General features: G+C 69.2%; 22 protein-coding genes and 1 pseudogene. 6 read left to right on the top strand and 17 right to left on the bottom strand.

Annotated elements, in window-relative coordinates; genetic code table 11:
- Nucleotides 1–23 precede the first annotated feature (23 nt).
- The 3 genes and pseudogenes from I2W78_RS21165 to I2W78_RS21155 all read right to left on the bottom strand — a co-directional run.
- Nucleotides 24–518, bottom strand: a pseudogene (locus I2W78_RS21165) (AAA family ATPase); the annotation flags it as partial.
- Nucleotides 415–1,545 (bottom strand): aminoglycoside phosphotransferase family protein, encoded by a 1,131-nt coding sequence (locus I2W78_RS21160; RefSeq protein ID WP_196464660.1) that lies wholly within the window; start codon nucleotides 1,543–1,545, stop codon nucleotides 415–417. The gene I2W78_RS21160 and the pseudogene I2W78_RS21165, both read right to left, overlap by 104 nt.
- Nucleotides 1,546–1,824: 279 nt before the next feature.
- Complete coding sequence (locus I2W78_RS21155; RefSeq protein WP_196461837.1) at nucleotides 1,825–2,913, bottom strand: phosphotransferase; 1,089 nt, start codon at nucleotides 2,911–2,913, stop codon at nucleotides 1,825–1,827.
- A 242-nt stretch (nucleotides 2,914–3,155) separates the two neighbouring features.
- Between I2W78_RS21155 and I2W78_RS21150 the strand changes: the two genes are divergently transcribed.
- Nucleotides 3,156–3,896: an HAD family hydrolase gene (locus I2W78_RS21150; protein ID WP_196461836.1), complete on the top strand. Its 741-nt coding sequence runs from the start codon at nucleotides 3,156–3,158 to the stop codon at nucleotides 3,894–3,896.
- A gap of 103 nt (nucleotides 3,897–3,999) precedes the next feature.
- Nucleotides 4,000–4,983 carry a hypothetical protein gene (locus tag I2W78_RS21145; RefSeq protein WP_196461835.1) on the top strand — a complete coding sequence of 328 codons (984 nt, stop codon included), beginning with the start codon at nucleotides 4,000–4,002 and terminating at the stop codon, nucleotides 4,981–4,983.
- 3 nt (nucleotides 4,984–4,986) lie between these two features.
- Here I2W78_RS21145 and I2W78_RS21140 read toward each other — a convergent pair whose 3' ends face one another.
- The 3 genes from I2W78_RS21140 to I2W78_RS21130 form a co-directional block, all read right to left on the bottom strand.
- On the bottom strand, nucleotides 4,987–5,865 hold the full coding sequence (locus I2W78_RS21140) for a winged helix-turn-helix domain-containing protein (protein ID WP_374222689.1): 879 nt from the start codon (nucleotides 5,863–5,865) through the stop codon (nucleotides 4,987–4,989).
- A 68-nt stretch (nucleotides 5,866–5,933) separates the two neighbouring features.
- On the bottom strand, nucleotides 5,934–6,653 hold the full coding sequence (locus I2W78_RS21135) for an HAD family hydrolase (protein ID WP_196461834.1): 720 nt from the start codon (nucleotides 6,651–6,653) through the stop codon (nucleotides 5,934–5,936).
- 26 nt (nucleotides 6,654–6,679) lie between these two features.
- Entirely contained in the window at nucleotides 6,680–7,564 is an 885-nt protein-coding gene (locus I2W78_RS21130; protein ID WP_196461833.1) for a winged helix-turn-helix domain-containing protein, read from the bottom strand.
- Nucleotides 7,565–7,724: 160 nt separating this feature from the next.
- Here I2W78_RS21130 and I2W78_RS21125 point away from each other — a divergent pair, with 160 nt between their 5' ends.
- On the top strand, nucleotides 7,725–7,913 hold the full coding sequence (locus I2W78_RS21125) for a hypothetical protein (protein ID WP_196461832.1): 189 nt from the start codon (nucleotides 7,725–7,727) through the stop codon (nucleotides 7,911–7,913).
- A 35-nt stretch (nucleotides 7,914–7,948) separates the two neighbouring features.
- Here the strand turns inward: I2W78_RS21125 and I2W78_RS21120 are convergent, their stop codons facing one another.
- The gene (locus I2W78_RS21120) at nucleotides 7,949–8,797 is read right to left on the bottom strand and encodes a winged helix-turn-helix domain-containing protein (protein ID WP_230885535.1); all 849 of its coding nucleotides are present in this window, start codon (nucleotides 8,795–8,797) and stop codon (nucleotides 7,949–7,951) included.
- A 220-nt stretch (nucleotides 8,798–9,017) separates the two neighbouring features.
- On the opposite strand from I2W78_RS21120, the gene I2W78_RS21115 reads away from it, so the two are divergent.
- On the top strand, nucleotides 9,018–9,203 hold the full coding sequence (locus I2W78_RS21115) for a hypothetical protein (RefSeq protein WP_196461830.1): 186 nt from the start codon (nucleotides 9,018–9,020) through the stop codon (nucleotides 9,201–9,203).
- A gap of 315 nt (nucleotides 9,204–9,518) precedes the next feature.
- Here I2W78_RS21115 and I2W78_RS21110 read toward each other — a convergent pair whose 3' ends face one another.
- Nucleotides 9,519–10,142 (bottom strand): RsiG family protein, encoded by a 624-nt coding sequence (locus tag I2W78_RS21110; RefSeq protein ID WP_196461829.1) that lies wholly within the window; start codon nucleotides 10,140–10,142, stop codon nucleotides 9,519–9,521.
- Nucleotides 10,143–10,311: 169 nt separating this feature from the next.
- Between I2W78_RS21110 and dtd the strand changes: the two genes are divergently transcribed.
- The gene (gene dtd / locus I2W78_RS21105) at nucleotides 10,312–10,737 is read left to right on the top strand and encodes a D-aminoacyl-tRNA deacylase (protein ID WP_196461828.1); all 426 of its coding nucleotides are present in this window, start codon (nucleotides 10,312–10,314) and stop codon (nucleotides 10,735–10,737) included.
- 3 nt (nucleotides 10,738–10,740) lie between these two features.
- On the opposite strand, the gene ygfZ is transcribed toward dtd, so the two are convergent.
- Genes ygfZ through I2W78_RS21090 form a run of 3 tightly spaced genes read right to left on the bottom strand, consistent with a single transcriptional unit; the run spans nucleotide 10,741 to nucleotide 12,791 of the window.
- A complete protein-coding gene (gene ygfZ, locus I2W78_RS21100) occupies nucleotides 10,741–11,706 on the bottom strand; it encodes a CAF17-like 4Fe-4S cluster assembly/insertion protein YgfZ (RefSeq protein WP_196461827.1) in 966 nt (321 codons plus the stop codon).
- A 9-nt stretch (nucleotides 11,707–11,715) separates the two neighbouring features.
- Entirely contained in the window at nucleotides 11,716–12,186 is a 471-nt protein-coding gene (locus I2W78_RS21095; RefSeq protein WP_196461826.1) for a Fur family transcriptional regulator, read from the bottom strand.
- Nucleotides 12,187–12,215: 29 nt separating this feature from the next.
- A complete protein-coding gene (locus I2W78_RS21090; protein WP_196461825.1) occupies nucleotides 12,216–12,791 on the bottom strand; it encodes an FABP family protein in 576 nt (191 codons plus the stop codon).
- 276 nt (nucleotides 12,792–13,067) lie between these two features.
- Here I2W78_RS21090 and I2W78_RS21085 point away from each other — a divergent pair, with 276 nt between their 5' ends.
- Nucleotides 13,068–13,430, top strand: a complete 363-nt coding sequence (locus I2W78_RS21085) for a DsrE family protein (protein WP_196461824.1) — start codon at nucleotides 13,068–13,070, stop codon at nucleotides 13,428–13,430.
- A 6-nt stretch (nucleotides 13,431–13,436) separates the two neighbouring features.
- Here the strand turns inward: I2W78_RS21085 and I2W78_RS21080 are convergent, their stop codons facing one another.
- The 6 genes from I2W78_RS21080 to I2W78_RS21060 all read right to left on the bottom strand — a co-directional run bounded on the left by I2W78_RS21080 (nucleotide 13,437) and on the right by I2W78_RS21060 (nucleotide 17,345).
- The gene (locus I2W78_RS21080) at nucleotides 13,437–13,703 is read right to left on the bottom strand and encodes a DUF3099 domain-containing protein (RefSeq protein ID WP_196461823.1); all 267 of its coding nucleotides are present in this window, start codon (nucleotides 13,701–13,703) and stop codon (nucleotides 13,437–13,439) included.
- Between the two features lie 88 nt (nucleotides 13,704–13,791).
- On the bottom strand, nucleotides 13,792–14,082 hold the full coding sequence (locus tag I2W78_RS21075; protein ID WP_196461822.1) for a DUF1416 domain-containing protein: 291 nt from the start codon (nucleotides 14,080–14,082) through the stop codon (nucleotides 13,792–13,794).
- A gap of 44 nt (nucleotides 14,083–14,126) precedes the next feature.
- Nucleotides 14,127–14,966 (bottom strand): sulfurtransferase, encoded by an 840-nt coding sequence (locus I2W78_RS21070; RefSeq protein WP_196461821.1) that lies wholly within the window; start codon nucleotides 14,964–14,966, stop codon nucleotides 14,127–14,129.
- Between the two features lie 126 nt (nucleotides 14,967–15,092).
- The gene (locus I2W78_RS41705) at nucleotides 15,093–15,173 is read right to left on the bottom strand and encodes an Ms5788A family Cys-rich leader peptide (protein WP_350751515.1); all 81 of its coding nucleotides are present in this window, start codon (nucleotides 15,171–15,173) and stop codon (nucleotides 15,093–15,095) included.
- Between the two features lie 196 nt (nucleotides 15,174–15,369).
- Complete coding sequence (locus tag I2W78_RS21065) at nucleotides 15,370–16,101, bottom strand: LmeA family phospholipid-binding protein (RefSeq protein WP_196461820.1); 732 nt, start codon at nucleotides 16,099–16,101, stop codon at nucleotides 15,370–15,372.
- A 98-nt stretch (nucleotides 16,102–16,199) separates the two neighbouring features.
- Nucleotides 16,200–17,345 carry a hypothetical protein gene (locus I2W78_RS21060; RefSeq protein WP_196461819.1) on the bottom strand — a complete coding sequence of 382 codons (1,146 nt, stop codon included), beginning with the start codon at nucleotides 17,343–17,345 and terminating at the stop codon, nucleotides 16,200–16,202.

Here is a 17,345-nt window from a genome sequence, read left to right as displayed (position 1 = left end):
ACAACCCCGGAGGCGCCACCCCCTCAGAACGGCAGCACGCGCGCGTGCACCACGTCCAGCCGCGACACCGCGCGCGTCACCACCACATACAGCCGGTGCAACCCCCGCCCCTCCGCCTGCTCCCCCTCCGCGATGGCCGCCGGCTCGACGGCGACGACATGGTCGTACTCCAGTCCCTTGACCACATTCGCCGGCACCACCGTCACCCGCGCGCCGAGCTCTTCCGGCCCCGCCGCGCCGATCCCGGCCGCCGCGAGCGCCTCCCGCACCCACCCGGCGTCCGCGTCCGCGGCGACGACCCCCACCGAACCCTCCCGCCCCAGCGCGTCCCGCACGGCCGTCACGACCGCCCCGCGCAGATCGCCCGCCGCCTCACGAATCCGCAACTCCCCGTCCGTGCGCAGCGACCGCGCCTCAGGCACGTCCACGTCCAGCCGCCGCAGCAGCCGGTTCGCGAGCCCCACCACCGCCGCGGGCACCCGGAACCCGGTCGCCAGCGGCACGACCACCGCCTCCGGCGCCGCCCGGCAGCGCGTGGACGAGCAGAGGGTTGGGTGCCGCCTTGGCCCGCACTCCGAGTGTCGCGGTGGCGACGTCCAGAGTGCTGGCGTAGGAATCCAGCGCCCTCCGTACGTCGGGCGTCTCGACACGGTCCCGGCTCACCAGGCGGGCCAGGTCCACGTAGGCCGAACGGATCCCTTCGATCCAGCGGTACACGTGCCGGTCCTCTCGCCAGCCCGCGGTGTACTGGTCGGGCAGCCGCTGCTGCCAGCGCCGGAGCATACGGTCCCGGATCTCCGGTCGGGTCGGCGTCAGGTGGAAATGCCTGACCAGGTCGTAGAGGGGGTCGCCAACCATGGCCCGCTCCCAGTCGATGATCCCCAGACGGCCGTCGCGCTCGTCCCGCACGAGGTTCCACGGGTTGAGGTCTCCGTGCAGCAGGACGGGCTCTCGCGGGGTGAGCCGATGCCGGGCGAGGATCAGTCCCAGCCGGGTGCCGTCCGGCAGCCCAAGGTTGCCGGCGAGCTGTTTCGCCTGGTCCGGCAAGTTGTCCACGAAGTCCACGAGTCGATCGCACAGCCAGGTGTGGAATTGAAGGCCGTCGGCCATGGGGGCGAGGGACTTGGTGTCCACTTTGGTCAGGCCACAGAGCTGGTCGACAAGATCGTCGGCCTCGTGCGGCCGGAGCCCGCCCTCCGGATGGCTGGGCGGCCGGCCGGCGCGCGGCCCGAGGTAGGTGTGGATGGCGAACTGTTCGTGCAGGCCGCTGACGCCCAGCGCCAGCACGGCGGGCGCGCGCACGGGGACGCCTGACCTCTCGATGGCTCTGAGCACCGCGTGTTCGCTGAGGTACCGCGGCTGGATGGCGCCGATCCGATCGCGCCTCCGCCTGACCACGACCGGCACCTCCAGTTCAGGAACGCGGACGACCGTGCTCTGGTGGGACGTTCCTTCGAACCTGAGCCCGGCCGGATCCGCCACTTCCGCCAACAGCGCTCGGCGCACCGCGGAGTAGGGGAACGCAGCATGCTCGGGGACACGCATGTCCGGCTGCCAGTTGACGGTGCCGGGAGCCACAGGCAGCGCAGAGGCGCGCGGAACGCGGACGGTCAGTTGGTGTTGTGGTGGTCGTGCGTCACATGCCCCAAGGACTCGACGCGCTCCATGAACGCCCTGACAGCGACAGCCAAACCACGGGCGGCTCCTTCCCCTGTCCGGGGAAGAGGAACAGGACTGGCACCCACCGGCCGCTCCTGGTGTCACACGGAAGACGGAGGAAATTACACACCAGCCAGAGTCCCGGCCCACCACGTGCGGCCCCGGTCAGAGGGACAGCGCGGTGCTGCCCCGCCCGTGTGCGCGATGCCAGCGCATGAGTGCTGTAGCGATCCGCTGCACGCCCGGGACGGACTCCAGACCAAGTGGTACGGCGGCGGCAGCGAGGATTTTCCTCAGTTTCAGTCCGGCCTGACCAAGGCGCCGCCGGTCGACGTCCGGCTCGGCGTCCAGCGCGAGGGCCACCCGGATGACATCCGTGAACACGGACTGAGCCCGTTTGTAGTCGATGAGCAGGGCAAGGTCGCGCTCCATGCCGTTCGAGGCTCCTGGGCGGACCTTCTCGACGGCGGCGCGCCACTGCACCGCCATCTGGTGCTCCTGCCACTTCGGGTAGCGCATCAGATACAGATGCGTTGCCAGGTCGTAGAGCGGATCGCCGACCATCGCCAGTTCCCAGTCGATCGTCCAGAGCCGCTCGCGGGAATCCACGATGAAGTTCTCGCGGTGCAGGTCGGCGTGGAGCAGGCTGAAGGGCCTCAGCCGAAGGCCGGACACATGCTTGCGAAGCCGTTTGAACGACTCCTCGTCCAATCCGAGGGCCCCGAAGAGCCCTTCGAAAACCTTCAGGTTCTCCTCATACACACGCTCCTCGGTGAAACAGACCAGCCGTTCCAGGAACCCCTCGGTATCACCGTCCTCCGGCCTGTCCTCACGTTTGCAACGGCGCTTGACCAGAAGCGTTTCCGGGCCCACGTCGACCAGTTGACCGAAGAACTCTGCGATCTGCCGGAAGACCACGTCAGGAACGGGGTGACCGGATCGGTGCAGAGTGCCGAGCGTATGCCCCTCGATGAAGCGCTGCAGGCGGAAGCCCCCGACTTCGATGATGTCCGGAATTTTGGGGATCCGGCCCGCCAGAGCTGTCAGCAGCTGCTCCTCGGAGGCGAAGCACCGCCGGTCAAACCACTCAAGATTGCTGCGTGGCTCCCGGCATTTCCATCGGCCCGTCGTCCCGGGGAGCGGAATCACATAGGTCTCGTGGTGGTAGCCCTGAAGTGGCCCTTCGACCACACTCGAGTCCCCACTCACCTCGACCGCGTGCAGCCGAGCGATGGAAGCTGATTCGGGTGCCATTGCCCGTTTCTTTCGCCTTGGACCCTTCCGGAGGGTGCAGAAGTGGCAGCACGCTACTCCGTCACAGGCACGCATCGTGGCAGGACGCTCGTCCTTCCTCGCACGCGGTCCCACCAGATGAGTACGCGGCGCGCACTTGTGCGACGACCTATCCGCCTCTGCCCGAAATGCACTCCGGCCTGCGGTGCTGGCAGTGCGGCGTTCCGTGAGCCACACTGAACCGGATGACCGGGAGGAGGCCCATGGGCGACGCACTCGATCAGCGGGCACGCCTGACGGAACTTCTCCGTGGCACGCGAGCGGTGCTGCTCGATTTCGACGGCCCGGTCACCGACCTGTTCGGCGATGCCTCGACAGCGCCCGTCGCCGACGAGATCAAGGACCTGGCCCGGGCCATCTGGGGCGCCTTGGACCCTGACGTCGAGGCATGCGAGGACTCGCACGGCATCCTCCGGCGCCTCAGGGACATGTACGACCGGCCGGCCCCGGCTCCCCGCAGCCGCACGGCACTCGATCGGGCGGAAGCCGTCGTGACACGGTTCGAGTACGAGGCGGTCAGGTCGGCCCGGCCGACACAGAACATCGGGGAACTCGTCGATGCCCTCGTGAATCTGAAACTGCCCCTTGTGATCGTGAGCAACAACGCCGAAGGCCCGGTCTGGGAGTTCCTCAAAAGTGTGGGCCTGCAGTCGAAGTTCGCGGATGTCGTGGGGCGAGACCCGCACGAACTGCTGCACATGAAACCGCACCCCTCCTCCGTGAACCGTGCACTGCGCCACCTGCGGGTGCCACCGCCCGCCTGTCTTCTCGTCGGGGACCAGATCACCGACCTCCAGGCCGCTCACGCGGCGGGTACCCGCTTCCTCGGATACACCCCGTCGCCGGCACGAGCCGCGGAGATGGCGGCCCGCCGTGCCGACGGGGTCATCTCCTCGCACCAACCGCTCATCGATGCCGCCGAGGCACTGATCGCCACCAACTGACCTTCTGGTGCCGCCGAGTTGATGACGGCATCATGGTGTGCCACGGAGATCGACCGACATCGCGTCCGCCCATGGCGCGCGGGCGCGTGTACAGGGGGTGGGCGTGTCTCCCAGCAGATCGGGCGACGGACGCCCGTCCAGACTCCAGCGCGTTCGGCACTTCATGGGGACGTGGAAGCCCCGCCTGGTGAAGGGGTTTCTCGCCGGGGTCGCCGCGCTCGGAATAGCCGCGGAGATCATCCAGCCCCTCGGAGACGCCCTCAAAGGCCGCGAATTGGTGGGCGGATCCTTCGCCGCGCTGATCGCTCTCATCCTCTTCGACGCCATCAGCGACTCCGAACCTCAGGAAGTCTCGGGCGTCTACGTCCTCGCCAACCTCAACGATCTCCAGACCCCGTTCTGGGAGGCGTTCGAGGCACGGCATGTCCGAATCGACTTCTCGGGTTTCACCATGCAGACGTTGATCGGTCTGCTGAGGGAACCGCTGCAGCGGCTGGCCGACGAGGAGGTACGGACACAAGAGCTGACGCTCCGCATCATCGTTGCCCATCTCAATCTGCCAATGAGCCTCCCCGGACGCCTCGACCCGGCGCCCGAGAACAGCGAACACCCGAGCGGCACGGTCTTCTTCGCGGACTCGATGGAGAACCGCCGACGTATGCGGGACGCATTCACCAAGCCGAACTGGAACGAACTCAAGGAACTCCTGGACAGTGTCCACGAGAGAAATCCTCACATCACCATCTCCTGCGAAGTCAGGGAGTCTCCGCAGGTCCCTGAACGCAAGTTCTACATACTCAACCAGGAAAAACTCTTCTACGCGCCCTACGGAATCGTGGAAGCGGAAGTCAGCTGGCAGGACAACGACTACCGTATCCTCGACACCGCCGGCTTCGGGCTCAGATACGGACAGGCACGCATTATCGGATGGGACCGGCGCTCGAAATCCCGTTCCACACAGGAGATCGCGGAGCACCACATGGAGTGGCACCGGAACCTGTGGGAGAAGCTGAAATACATCAAGCCCGAGAACCCTGTCATCGCCGACCCTCGATGGGTGCCGCCGGAGGAGCGGCCCGGGCGGTAGGCCTTACTCGGTGAGGCGCTCCCACACCGAGTCGAACCACGCCTGCATGCTGCCCACGAACACCGAAACCAGCGAGTCCGGATCCGCGTCCTTGACGTGGTGCGTCAACGTGGCACCGAGGCCCAGGACGTCCAAGGCGGTGACCTTCCGGCCCTCCTCCAGCTCGATCTGACGCTCAGTCACCTCGTACGGGCCGTGCAGTGCCTCGGCGCCGTTCAGGAGATAGAGCTTGAACGCCGGCGTCAACGGTACGTGTCGGATCTGCACGTCGACGGCCGGCACCAGGCCCTCCGTCGCCAGCTCCGCCAGCGCGCCCCGCAGTGACGCCGTGTGGCGCTCGGTGATGGCGTCCAGACGTGCCCGCATCAGCGGGTCGTCCGTGCCGTCCCTGACGCGCGGATACGGCAGCGGCACCGTCCTGGAGGGCAGGAGCATCCGCAGGGTGATGTGCTGGGGGGCGATGAAGCCGCCGCGGATCCGCTCCGCCTGCAACCGGATGTGCGCGTGCAGGCTCTCGGACGTCAGCGTGTAGACATCCAGCGCCACTTCGGGCCGCTCGAAGGCCTCGCTGACGAGCGGCCCCAGGGTGACACGCCGGCGTGACCTTGTCGCCCCGGCCGTCGAGGACTGTATGCGCTGGGTCTTGACCACCCGCGAACCGCTGCCCTGCTTGGACTCGATCCAGCCCTCGTCGGCCAGTTCCCGCAGGGCCCGCTGGACGGTGTCCCGCGAAACGCCGAACTCGTCCGCGAGGTGGCGCTGCGAGGGCAGGAAGGAGCGAAGGGGGTACGTCCCGTCGGTTATCCGGGCCCGCAGTTCGCCGGAGACCCGCCTGGACTCCCTGCCACCGCCTCCATCAACGCCCATCTGCCGCTGATCCACCTGCCGACCGTACCGCCGCCGGCCTCCCCATACCGCCCGTTCGCGGAAGCACCGGCGCCGCTGATGACTCAGGCCTGACTCCGGACCGCCGCCAGCACCGTCTCCAGCGAGCCGACGACCTCTGTGGCACCGGCGTCGCGGAGCAGTTTCTCCTTGGCCCTGTTACGCGCGTAGCCCAGAAACGGAACTCCGGCCGTCCGCGCGGCCTCCAGGTCGGAGGGTGTGTCGCCGATCATCAGCGCGGCCGAGGGCGCCGCGCCGAGGGCGTGCAGGGCCTGGTTGAGGCAGTGCGGGTGCGGCTTGAGGTGCTGGAGGTCCTGGGTTCGGCCGTAGACGTGAGGCGCGAAGCAGGCGAGCAGACCGCGGCTCGCCAGGTATGCGCGGACCACGCGGGGGGAGTTGTTGGTGGTGATCGCCAGCCGGGATCCCACCGCCGTCCAGGTGCGTATCAACGGGTCGGCGTAGGCGGTGGGCATCGCCAGGGGCGCGGCCTTCAGCTCCTCTATGGTGAGACGTTCCTCCAGCTCGGCCACCAGGTCACTGCCGCGCTGCCGTCGGTCGACGGCGCGCAGCACGGCGTGCGGGTCCAGGGACTGCCGCTCCCGCTGCGTCAGCAACCCCCGCAAGCCCCTGCCCTCCAGCCACTCCACGAGGTCGCTCGCCACGCCCTCCGCCGAGTGGCCGGCGAAGAGCCGGCAGATCGGGCCGTCGAAGTCCCAGAGGACGACGCGGGCGCGGTTGATCAGTTGGCGCAGTTCTTCGGTCTCCTTGCCGGTCTCCGCTGTCACTGGACCGGTCTGCGTCGCATCAGAAGTCACTCAAAGAGTGTCAGGTCCGTGGTGATGGTTTCCCAGAGGGCGTTGAACCACATCTGCGATTGCTCCACGAAGGCCACGTCCCGGCGGCCGGCCTCCCGGTCGAAGGAGAAGAGGAGGGACTCGGCGCCCAGGACGTCGTACATGTCCAGGGGCCCGGTGCCGTCGTCCTCGGCGCGGCGGGTGACCAGGTAGTACGCCATCAGCGCCTCGCGGCCGTTGAGGAGGTACAGCTTCACCGGCGGGGTGAACGGCAGCGCCCGGAAGGTGACGCGTACGTCGATGCCGTGCGAGGCGCGCAGGGAGCGGAGATTGTGCTGGAGCACCTGGCCCTGGGCGTTGCGCTGCGCGAGCCAGCGCTGGTGGACCGGGTCGTCGTCGCCGCCTCCCTCGACCGAGATCGGGAAGGCCAGGTTGATGTCCCGGGAGGGCAGCAGGATGCGGGCGCTGATGGACTCGGGGTGGACGCGGCCCTCGTGGATCGCGCGGACCGGCTCGCTCAGCGCCAGCATCAGGGTCTCGGCGGTCAGGCAGGCGGCGTCGATGCGGACGTGCCGGTCGGCGAAGGCCGCCGTCAGCCGGGGCGCGAGGCCGACCATGGTGGGCTGGGGCTCGCTGCTGCCCGTCGCGGACGGCACCGCGATGCGCGGCGGGCTGCCCTTGCTGACGTTGCTGAGCAGGCCGTCCTCCTGGAGGGCGCGCAGGGCCTGGCGCACCGTGCCGCGCTCCACGCCGAACTCCTCGGCGAGCTCGGCCTGGGTGGGCAGGCGGTCGCCCGCCTTCAGGTCGCCGCTGCGGATGCGGTCCCGCAGGGTGTCGGCGATCTCCTGGGGCGAGAGCCTTCTGCTGCCGTTCACTGCCACGTTCTCCTGGGTCACGACCAAACGCTACAACTCAAAACCATCTGAGGGCAGTTACCTGCAAGTTGTTTATGGATATCCACCAAGTGGGGACAACTTAATCAAAGTTGGTTGCCAACTTCCAAGCAAGTCAGTCGAGTTGGCGGAAGCTTTGCCTCCCCGGCCGTCAGAAGGGGGAACCACCATGCCAGCCCTCGCTCTCCTCTCCGCGGTCTTCGTCGTCGGCTTCGAGCAGATCGTCGCATGGCAGTACGGCACGACCGGCGTGGTCGGCCTGCTCCTGCTCACCATCGGAATCAAGGCGAAAAGCCCGGCCGTCAGCTCGATCGGGGCGGTCGTGCTCGCACTTCTCGTGACCGGCCCCGCCATGTGAACGACCCGCGGCCCCGTCCCGCAACCCGGGAGGCGTCAGTTCGTGAGCACCAGCTCCGAACTGATCGTCTCCCACAGTGCGTTGAACCACAGGTGCGACTGTTCCACGAACGCCGCGTCGCGCAGCCCGGCGCCCTGCTCGAAGGCGAACAGCATCGACCGGGTGCCCTCGGCGTCGTACAGCTGGAGCTGTTCGTGGTCGATCTCCTCCTCGCGGCGCCTGAGCGTGTAGTACGCGAACAGCGCCTCCGAGCCGTTGAGCAGGTACAGCTTCACCGGCGGCGTGAACGGCAGGGCGCGAAAGGAGACGTGCACGTCGATCCCGTGCGTGGAGCGCAGCGCCAGCAGATTGTGCTGGAGCACCTGCCCCTGGGCGTTGCGCATCGCGAGCCACCGCTGGTGCAGCCGGTCGGCGTCCGCCGGGTCCACCGGCGCCGGGAAGGCGAGGTCGATCTCCCGGCTGGGCAGCAGGACGCGGACGTCGACCTTGGCCGGTTTCAGCTCACCCGCGTGGATCCGGCGCAGCGGCTCGCCGATCGAGAGGGTGAGCGATATCGAGGTCAGGCAGAGGGCGTCGATCTCCACGTGCGGGGCCGCGAAGGCGGCCGCCACCCGGGGGGCGAGTGCCACGGTGGTGGGCTGCGGCGGGGCTTCCGGGCCGGCCGGCGCCCGGTCGGGTTCGGGGGCCACCGTCGCCGGGCTCCCTTTGGACACGTTGGTGAGCAGCCGCTCCTCGTGCAGGGTGCGCAGGGCCTGCCGGACCGTCCCGCGATCCACGCCGAACTCCTCCGCCAGCCGGGCCTGGGTGGGCATGCGCTGGCCCGGCCGCAGGACCCGGTCCCTGATCCGGGCGCGCAGCTCGTCGGCCACCTCGCGGTGTGACATCTGTGGCGGCTGTGGCCTCTTCCGTCCATTGACGGGGACGTGTTCCCGGTCCACGACCAAACACTACAACTTCCCGCCATCTTCCGGCAGTTCAGAAGTAGGTGGTTATGAGACGCTTCCAAGTGGAGATAAGTACAGTGAAGTTGGTCGCCAACTTCAGCAACCTGGTCAGCAGTCCCAAGGGTTGGCCACCAGGGCGGAGCTTTCGAAGGGGGACCGAATGCCGCTCATCGCCATCGTCATCGCCACCCTGGCCATCGGCGTCGAACAGTTCGTCCAGTGGAAGTTCGGGCCGATGGGCATCATCGCCCTGGTCGCGCTCACCGTCGGGATCAAGGCCAAGAACACCATGATCGGCGGCATCGGAGCAGTGCTCCTGGTGATGCTGCTCGCCCAGACGGGCTGATCGGGCTCCCTTCCGGAGGGGAGCCGGGAGCTCGGTCGGTCGGCACAGTCACAACTGCACATCGACAACTGCACACCGACAACTCAACAAGCAGAGTGCACAGCCACAACTGAAGAGCACGCTACGGATAGCGAAAAGCACCCACCCGTCCCCGGCAGGAGGGAGCACCAGAACAGGTCCGGGCACCAAGTCCGCCCGGACATGCGCAGCAGGGCGTCGGCCGAAACGGCCGGCGCCCGCTCGTTCTTCCGCGCGGCCGAGGGCCCGCGACGCCGACGCGATCCGCCGGACAGGCCCTGGCAGGCCATGGCGCCGTCACACCAAAAGGTCGTCGACCTGTGCCTCCCCCTCCCGGTACCGCCGCGCGATCTCCGCACTGCACTCGTCCGTGGTCCGCTGCAGCCGCTGCCGCCGCCGGGACACCTGCTGCTCGTAGCGCACGAGCCGCCCCATCGCGGTGGTCAGCTCAAGATCGGTACGCGCGTCCAGCGCGGACAGTTCGACCTCGGCCAGCATGTCCGCGGCCAGCCGCCGGTACTCCTCGTTGTGCGGAGTGCCCAGCGTCACATGGCGCGCGGAGGAGCGGTGCCGGGCCGGGGCGTCCGTGAGGATCTCCGGCAGCCGCTCGACCACCGACGCCTCGGCAGTCTCCGTGTCCACCGGGGACGCCGGCCCCCGGCGCGCCAGCTCTGCCCGCAGGATGTCGATACGCCCCTGGAGCAGCCGTCGTACATAGCTGAGATCAGCCTCGTCGCGCTGGGCGTCCCGGCGCAGGGCGCGCAATTCGGCCAAACTCAGCGCGGTCAGGTCGTGCGCCGGCGGATCCGGCGGCAGCTGTGGGCTGTCAGTGCGTTGCACGGGTGGCCGGAGTGACTCCTGGGCTCCCGCGTGGGTCAACGAGACAGCCCCAGGCGGCTGCCCGGTACTCGGTGTTCTCATGTGCCTCTACCGTCCCCTCGACCGGCGTGTGGCGCCATCGTGCCACCCCAAGTGGCCGCTATGTGACCGAGTGCCCACGAACAGCCCCAGATGGGGGGTTAGGGATCAAAAAGAATGCTGGTACGGACCACCCGCGAAAGCCGGTGACACCGCCCGGCATGATGGTCGTATGCGTGCAGTGGTGCAGAGGGTGGACGGCGCGAGCGTCGTCGTTGACGGCGAGACCGTCGGAGAGATCATCGGCGAGGGGCTGTGCGTCCTGGTCGGAGTGACGCACGAGGACACCAAGGAGAAGGCGGCGCAGCTCGCCCGCAAGCTGTGGTCGCTGCGGATGCTGCACGACGAGAAGTCGTGCAGCGACATCGACGCCCCGCTCCTCGTGATCAGCCAGTTCACCCTTTACGGCGACGCCCGTAAGGGCCGCCGCCCCACCTGGAACGCGGCCGCGCCCGGCGACGTGGCCGAGCCGCTGGTCGACGAGGTGGTCGCGCAGCTGCGCGCACTGGGCGCGACGGTGGAGACGGGCCGGTTCGGCGCACAGATGCGGGTGGGGCTGACGAACGACGGCCCGTTCACCGTCCTGCTGGAGATCTGAGCCTCAGGGCTCCACGACGACTTCCTGGGCGGCGGCCGTCGTGTCCGCCACCAGCCGCGCGTCCACCGGCACGTTCCGCTTCACCAGCGCCAGCGCCACCGGACCGAGCTCGTGGTGCCGCACGGACGTCGTCACGAAGCCGATCCTGCGGCCGTCGGGGCCCTCGTCGGCGAGCCGGAGTTCGGTGCCGCGCGTCGGCAGGTGCACCTCGCTGCCGTCGAGGTGGAGGAAGACCAGCCGGCGCGGCGGCTTGCCCAGGTTCTGCACCCGGGCGACCGTCTCCTGCCCCCGGTAGCAGCCCTTCTGCAGATGCACGGCGGTGCCGATCCAGCCCAGCTCGTGCGGGATGGTGCGGTGGTCGGTCTCGAAGCCGAGCCGGGGCCGGTGCTGCTCGACGCGCAGCGCCTCGTACGCCAGGATCCCGGCGGCCGGCCCGGCCTTCGCGGCGTAGGACTCCAGGTCGGCGCGCGCCAGGAAGAGATCACGCCCGTACGCCGTCTCCCGGACGACGACCCCCTCCGGCACCTCGGCGATGGAACCGGCGGGCAGGTGGACGACCGCGAAGTCCGCCGTCCGGTCGGCGACCTCGACCCGGTAGAAGAACTTCATCGACTCCAGGTACGCGATCAGCGCGTCCTGGGTGCCGGGTTCGACGTGGGCCCAGACGGTGGCGCCGTCGTCCACGAGGTAGAGCGCGTGTTCGATGTGGCCGTGCGCGGACAGGATCAGCGCCTCGGTGGCCTCGCCCGCGGGCAGCTCGCTGACGTGTTGGGTGAGCAGCAGGTGCAGCCAGCTCAGCCGGTCCTCGCCGGAGACGGTGACGACCCCGCGGTGCGACAGGTCGACGAAACCGGTGCCGTCGGCGAGGGCGCGCTGCTCGCGGAACAGGTCGCCGTAGTGGGCGGCGACGCCTTCGTCCACTCCTTCGGCGGGGACGGCGCCGGGCAGGGACAGCAGGGGGCTCTTCATACGCTAAGCCTACGACTCGGTAGTTGAACTCTTGGCAGTCGAACCCTTGGCGGTCGAACTCTTGGCAGCCGTACAGTCCTTGCACCGGCCGAAGATCGCGAAATGCTTCATGTCGGTGTCGAAGCCGAAGGTCTCCCGCAGCTTGGCGGTGAACTCGGCGGCCACCGAGACATCCGCCTCGATGACGCTCGTGCAGTCGCGGCAGACGAGGTGGAGATGGTGGTGCCGGTCGGCCAGGTGGTACGTGGGTGCCCCGTGCCCCAGGTGCGCGTGGCTGACCAGCCCGAGCTCCTCCAGAAGCTCCAGCGTCCGGTACACCGTCGAGATATTGACCCCCGACGCCGTCTTGCGCACTTCGGCGAGGATGTCGTCGGGGGTCGCGTGCTCCAGGGTGTCCACGGCTTCGAGCACGAGTTGCCGCTGCGGCGTCAGCCGGTAGCCGCGCTGCCTGAGGTCACTCTTCCAGTCGGTGCTCACCACACTGAAAGTCTAGGGCCACGAGCAGAAGGTCACTTGAAGAAGGCGATACCGTCGTCCGGGAGGTCGTCCGGCAGGGCCTTCGCCCAGCGCTCGACGTCCTCGGGGGTGACGACCTTCTTCAGCTGGGCGGACATGTACGGCCGCAGCTCGACCTCGGGGGTCTGCTTCTCGCCGACCCACATCAGGTCGCCCTTGACGTAGCCGTACAGCCGCTTGCCGCCGCTGTAGGGGCGGGAGGCGGCCGTGCGGGCGACGGCGTCCGTGACCAGGTCGATCTGCGGCTTCTGGTCGGCCAGCTCGCCGTACCAGATCTCGATGACACCGTCGTCGCGGGTCATCGTGACCTCGACCTTGCGGTCGGCGTCGATGCGCCAGAAGCCGTGCTCGGACTCCAGCGGCCGGACCTTGTTGCCGTCCTTGTCGAGCACCCAGGTGTGGGAGTGGTACTCCAGGAAGTCCCGGCCGTCGTGCGTGAAGGTGACCTCCTGCCCGAAGTTGCACTTCTCGGCGCCGGGGAAGTCGTGCACGCCCGCGCCCGCCCAGTTGCCGAGCAGGAAGGCGAGGGGGACGAGGTCCTTGTGGAGGTCGGACGGGATCTCGATCATGAGCAGCTCAGAAGTCTCGTACGTGGATGGGCGTGGGTGGTCAGCGCTGGCCCTGGTACAGCTTCTTCACGGCCAGACCGGTGAAGGCGAGGACGCCGACGCAGACCAGGACCAGCAGGATTTCGAAGAAGAGGATCACGGGGGTGCTCCTTGGTGAGCGGGGTCGTGGTGCACAAGGCCGTGCCCCAGCTTACGCGGCCGGGGCACAGGCCTCTTTGTGAGGTACGCCCTCAGGGCGGCAACCGGCTCTCCCGGGCGGTTGATTACGATTCGGCCATGGCGAAGAAGCTCGTGATCAAGGTGACGGCGGGGGCGGACGCCCCCGAACGCTGTTCGCAGGCGTTCACGGTCGCGGCGGTGGCCGTGGCCAGCGGTGTGGACGTCTCCGTCTGGCTGACCGGCGAGTCCGCCTGGTTCGCCCTGCCGGGCCGGGCGGCCGAGTTCGAGCTGCCGCACGCCGCCCCGCTGCCCGACCTGATCGACTCGATCCTGACCGCCGGCCGCCTCACCCTGTGCACCCAGTGCGCGGCCCGCCGCGACATCACGGAGAAGGACGTCATCGAGGGCGTACGGATCGCGGGCGCGCAGGTGTTCGTGCAGGAGGCGCTGGCGGAGGACACGCAGGCCCTCGTCTACTGACCGGGGTCACCGGGGGCCGGGGCGCTTCTTGCCGTCCAGCTCGTCCCACCACTCGTCGGACTGGGGATCGCCGGACGGGTCGTCCCACCAGCGGTCCTCCGGGCCCCGGCGGTTGGCGATCATCGCGGCGACGGGCGGGATCACCATGGCGACCACGCACATGCCCACGGCCACCGGCGTCGACCACAGGCGTACGACTCCCCAGGCCAGGACGAACAGCGCGATGCAGGTGCCCATCATGGCGAAGTAGACGTGCCGTCGGCGCGCGTACATACCTCCAGCGTAGGTCCGCGCACGCGGAAGGGCCGCACCCCAGGTGTCCAACCCGCGGGACGCGGCCCTTCCGTTCGGCGCCGGGTCGTCAGACCGCGATCGCGACCTCCGCCAGGCCGCCCTTCTGGGCGACGACCGTCCGGTCGGCGGTGGCGCCACCGGGGACGAGCGCGCGCAGGGTCCAGGTGCCCTCGGCCGCGTAGAAGCGGAACTGGCCCGTCGCGGAGGTCGGCACCTCCGCCGTGAACTCGCCGGTCGAGTCCAGCAGACGGACGTAGCCCGTCACCGGCTCGCCGTCGCGGGTCACCTGACCCTGGATCGTGGTCTCACCGGGCTTGATCGTCGAGGCGTCGGGGCCGCCGGCCTTCGCTCCACACATGTCTTTCTCCAGAAGGGGTCTGACCGGAAGGTCGGTCGGGTCGGTTACTTGTTGGCGCCGAGCTCGATCGGCACGCCGACGAGGGAGCCGTACTCGGTCCAGGAGCCGTCGTAGTTCTTGACGTTCTCCACACCGAGCAGCTCGTGCAGGACGAACCAGGTCAGGGCCGAGCGCTCACCGATACGGCAGTAGGCGATCGTGTCCTTGGAGAGGTCGACCTGCTCCTCGGCGTAGAGCTCCTTGAGCTCGTCGTCCGACTTGAACGTGCCGTCGTCGTTGGCGTTCTTCGACCACGGGATGTTGCGGGCGGACGGGACGTGACCCGGACGCTGCGACTGCTCCTGCGGCAGGTGCGCCGGGGCGAGCAGCTTGCCGGAGAACTCGTCGGGCGAGCGGACGTCGACCAGGTTCTGCGAACCGATGGCGGCGACCACGTCGTCACGGAAGGCGCGGATCGAGGTGTCCTGCGGCTTGGCCTTGTAGTCGGTGGCCGCGCGCTCCGGCACGTCCTCGACCAGCTCGCGGGCGTCCAGCTCCCACTTCTTGCGGCCGCCGTCGAGCAGCTTGACGTTGTCGTGGCCGTAGAGCTTGAAGTACCAGTAGGCGTACGAGGCGAACCAGTTGTTGTTGCCGCCGTAGAGGATCACCAGCGTGTCGTTGGCGATGCCCTTCTCCGACAGCAGCTTCTCGAAGCCGGCCTGGTCGATGAAGTCACGGCGGACCGGGTCCTGCAGGTCCTTGGTCCAGTCGATGCGGATCGCGTTACGGATGTGGTTCTTCTCGTACGCGGTGGTGTCCTCGTCGACCTCGACAATGGCGATGCTCGGGTCGTCCAGGTGCTCCTGCAGCCAGTCGGCGTCGACCAGGACGTCGCTGCGGCTCATGCTCTTTCTCCTCCGGGGCAGTTGCGGCGGGGCGTGCGAGTGCGAAGGGGCGCGCGTGCCGGAACCGGCGCGGCGCACGGGTGCCCTGAACAGGGCAGGGAGTGAACGCGGAAGTCGGGCTTCCGCTCAGAAGGGGCGACAGAGCATGGCGGCAACGCGGCACAGGTCTACTGCCCGCCGCTTCGTGAGATCCGCCTGTCGCTTCATGCGGTCGAGCTTAGGGACGGTCGGGTGGGCGTGTCACCGGTGTGTCGCATCCTGAGACGGGATCGTCCAGTATGCGAGAACGAAGAAGCGCCCGGGGCGCCGTGACACGGCACCCGGGCGCTTGTGTACGCCATCACATCTGCGGTACGGACGGGGCGTCTCGCCTGTCGGACAGCGGACGCCGTCCGGGCTGGTCCTACCCGGCCAGCTGCACGTTCGAACCCTGCACCGAGATCTCCACCCCGTTCGGCGCCGCCTCGACCTTGTCCAGCTTCACGCCGCCCGGGAGGTCGTCGATGGCCTGCTGGAAGTCGGTGATCTCGCGGACCGAGTCCTCGGCGAGGTCGAGGCCTGCCAGGTCCGGAAGCGAGTCGGTGCGCACCTCGACGGTGTCACCCTTGACGCTCACCGTGCTGAGCACGGACATCTCCCTGGTGCCGATGACGGGGGCCTCGATCTCCAGCCCGACCTCGATCTTGCCGTTGCCGCCGTCGGAGAGGCTCACCACCCGGGCGGTGATGCCGGGGGCGACCTCCGTCGGCTCGGACTTGGCGGCCTTGAGCAGCTCGTCGTACGCGATGGTCGCCGTGCCCGTCGCGGAGGCGGCCGTGGCGGAGCTGAAGTCGCCGGAGAACTCGACGCCCTTCATGTTCGCCCGCAGGTCGTCGATCCGGATCTGCTCGCCGTCGCCCGCGGCCGCCTCGTAGTCCTGGATGCCCACCTCGACGTCGTCCAGCGTGCCGCCGGCGACCTGGGTGAGGAACGGGAAGCCGTGGATGGACACCTCGGGCGTGGCCGACAGGCCCTCGGTGGTGCGCAGCCGGTCCGCGACCTCGCCCTCGGCGAAGTTGACCGCGAGCCGGTCGGCGGCCACGAACAGGCCGCCCAGGATCACGACGACGATCAGAAGTACTCGCAGCCAGCGCATGTTTCCCCACCCAGGCGGTCAGTGACGGACGACGGTCACCGTAACGCCAAAGGGAACACCCGCCGGGAAATTGTCGATCACCTGTGACAGGCGGTACGTCAGACCAGCGCGCGCCCCAGCACCCACAGCACCGGCGCCGCAGCGCTCAGCGGCAGGGCCACACCGGCCGTGAAGTGGACGAACCGGGACGGGTAGTCGTAGCTCGCCACCCGGTGCCCGATCAGCGCGCACACCCCGGCGGCCGCGCCGAGCAGCGCGCCCCCGTTCCCCACGCCGGTGATCCCGCCCACCGCGATGCCCGCTCCGGCCGCCGCGAGCAGCGCGACGACCACCGAGGCCGGCGTGGGCAGCGGCAGCGCACGGGCGAGGACCGCCACGGCCACGGCGGCGGCGCCGACGGTGACCGCGTCCGGCTCGGCGGCCAGATAGCCGGTCGCGACGACGGCCAGCGCGGCCGAGACGACGGTCGCCATCAGGCCGTACATCCGCGTATCGGGGTCGGCGTGCGAGCGCAGTTGCAGCACGAGGGTCAGCAGCACCCACACCCCGAGCGTGCCGAGGATCGCCGCGGGCGCCTGCTCACGGCCCGCGACCAGCAGCGCCACGTCGGCGGTCAGCGCCCCCGCGAACGCCAGCGCGATGCCCTGCCGGGCCGGCCACATCCCGTTCAGCCGGAACCAGCCCGCGGCCGTGACGGCCTGGAGCAGGACCAGCGGGACGAGCAGGGCGTACGAGCCGAGCGCCGCGCCACCGGCCAGCAGCAGGCCGAGCACCGCGGTGAGCGCGGCGGGCCGCAGCCCGGGCTCGATGATCGGCGACCGCCCTTCGAGCCGGGCCCGCTGAGCGGCCGTGAGCGGCGCCTCCGGGGCGGCCGGGGCCTCGGGGGCCTGCTGGGGCCGCTCGTTCGGCTGCTGCGCCCACTGCCCGCTCTCCGGGGGCTGCTGCGGGACGTACGCCGGGGTCGGCCGGCCCTGCGTGTCCCAGGTCTGGCCCTCCCACTGCTGGGTGTACTGGGCGGCGGCGTGCGGCTGCTGGTACTGGGCCTGCTGGTACTGAGGCTGCCCCGCCTGGTACGGCGGGGCCTGCTGGTACTGGGGCCGGCCCTGCTGGTACTGGGGCTGCCCCTGCCGGTACTGGGACTGTCCCTGTTGGTGCGGAGGCTGCCCCTGCTGGTACGGAGGCTGTCCCTGCTGGTACGGGTCGTACCCGCCGTCGTACGCGCCCTCGTACGGCTGGTTGCTCAT

This window comes from Streptomyces spinoverrucosus (genome assembly GCF_015712165.1).
Taxonomy (GTDB): domain Bacteria; phylum Actinomycetota; class Actinomycetes; order Streptomycetales; family Streptomycetaceae; genus Streptomyces; species Streptomyces spinoverrucosus_A.
Note: the sequence above shows the minus strand (reverse complement) of the source record. Positions and strands in the feature narration are given on the sequence as shown.

Bases quoted from the DNA above. Each gene is read 5' to 3' on its own strand.
- I2W78_RS21065 (WP_196461820.1), bottom strand. From the start codon at position 16,101: ATGCGCTGGCTGCGAGTACTTCTGATCGTCGTCGTGATCCTGGGCGGC.
- I2W78_RS21150 (WP_196461836.1), top strand. From the start codon at position 3,156: ATGGGCGACGCACTCGATCAGCGGGCACGCCTGACGGAACTTCTCCGT.
- I2W78_RS21160 (WP_196464660.1), bottom strand. From the start codon at position 1,545: ATGCGTGTCCCCGAGCATGCTGCGTTCCCCTACTCCGCGGTGCGCCGA.
- I2W78_RS21090 (WP_196461825.1), bottom strand. From the start codon at position 12,791: ATGATCGAGATCCCGTCCGACCTCCACAAGGACCTCGTCCCCCTCGCC.
- dtd (WP_196461828.1), top strand. From the start codon at position 10,312: ATGCGTGCAGTGGTGCAGAGGGTGGACGGCGCGAGCGTCGTCGTTGAC.
- ygfZ (WP_196461827.1), bottom strand. From the start codon at position 11,706: ATGAAGAGCCCCCTGCTGTCCCTGCCCGGCGCCGTCCCCGCCGAAGGA.
- I2W78_RS21120 (WP_230885535.1), bottom strand. From the start codon at position 8,797: ATGTCACACCGCGAGGTGGCCGACGAGCTGCGCGCCCGGATCAGGGAC.
- I2W78_RS21060 (WP_196461819.1), bottom strand. From the start codon at position 17,345: ATGAGCAACCAGCCGTACGAGGGCGCGTACGACGGCGGGTACGACCCG.
- I2W78_RS21155 (WP_196461837.1), bottom strand. From the start codon at position 2,913: ATGGCACCCGAATCAGCTTCCATCGCTCGGCTGCACGCGGTCGAGGTG.
- I2W78_RS21075 (WP_196461822.1), bottom strand. From the start codon at position 14,082: ATGTGTGGAGCGAAGGCCGGCGGCCCCGACGCCTCGACGATCAAGCCC.
- I2W78_RS21115 (WP_196461830.1), top strand. From the start codon at position 9,018: ATGCCGCTCATCGCCATCGTCATCGCCACCCTGGCCATCGGCGTCGAA.
- I2W78_RS21070 (WP_196461821.1), bottom strand. From the start codon at position 14,966: ATGAGCCGCAGCGACGTCCTGGTCGACGCCGACTGGCTGCAGGAGCAC.
- I2W78_RS41705 (WP_350751515.1), bottom strand. From the start codon at position 15,173: ATGAAGCGACAGGCGGATCTCACGAAGCGGCGGGCAGTAGACCTGTGC.
- I2W78_RS21110 (WP_196461829.1), bottom strand. From the start codon at position 10,142: ATGAGAACACCGAGTACCGGGCAGCCGCCTGGGGCTGTCTCGTTGACC.
- I2W78_RS21085 (WP_196461824.1), top strand. From the start codon at position 13,068: ATGGCGAAGAAGCTCGTGATCAAGGTGACGGCGGGGGCGGACGCCCCC.
- I2W78_RS21080 (WP_196461823.1), bottom strand. From the start codon at position 13,703: ATGTACGCGCGCCGACGGCACGTCTACTTCGCCATGATGGGCACCTGC.
- I2W78_RS21125 (WP_196461832.1), top strand. From the start codon at position 7,725: ATGCCAGCCCTCGCTCTCCTCTCCGCGGTCTTCGTCGTCGGCTTCGAG.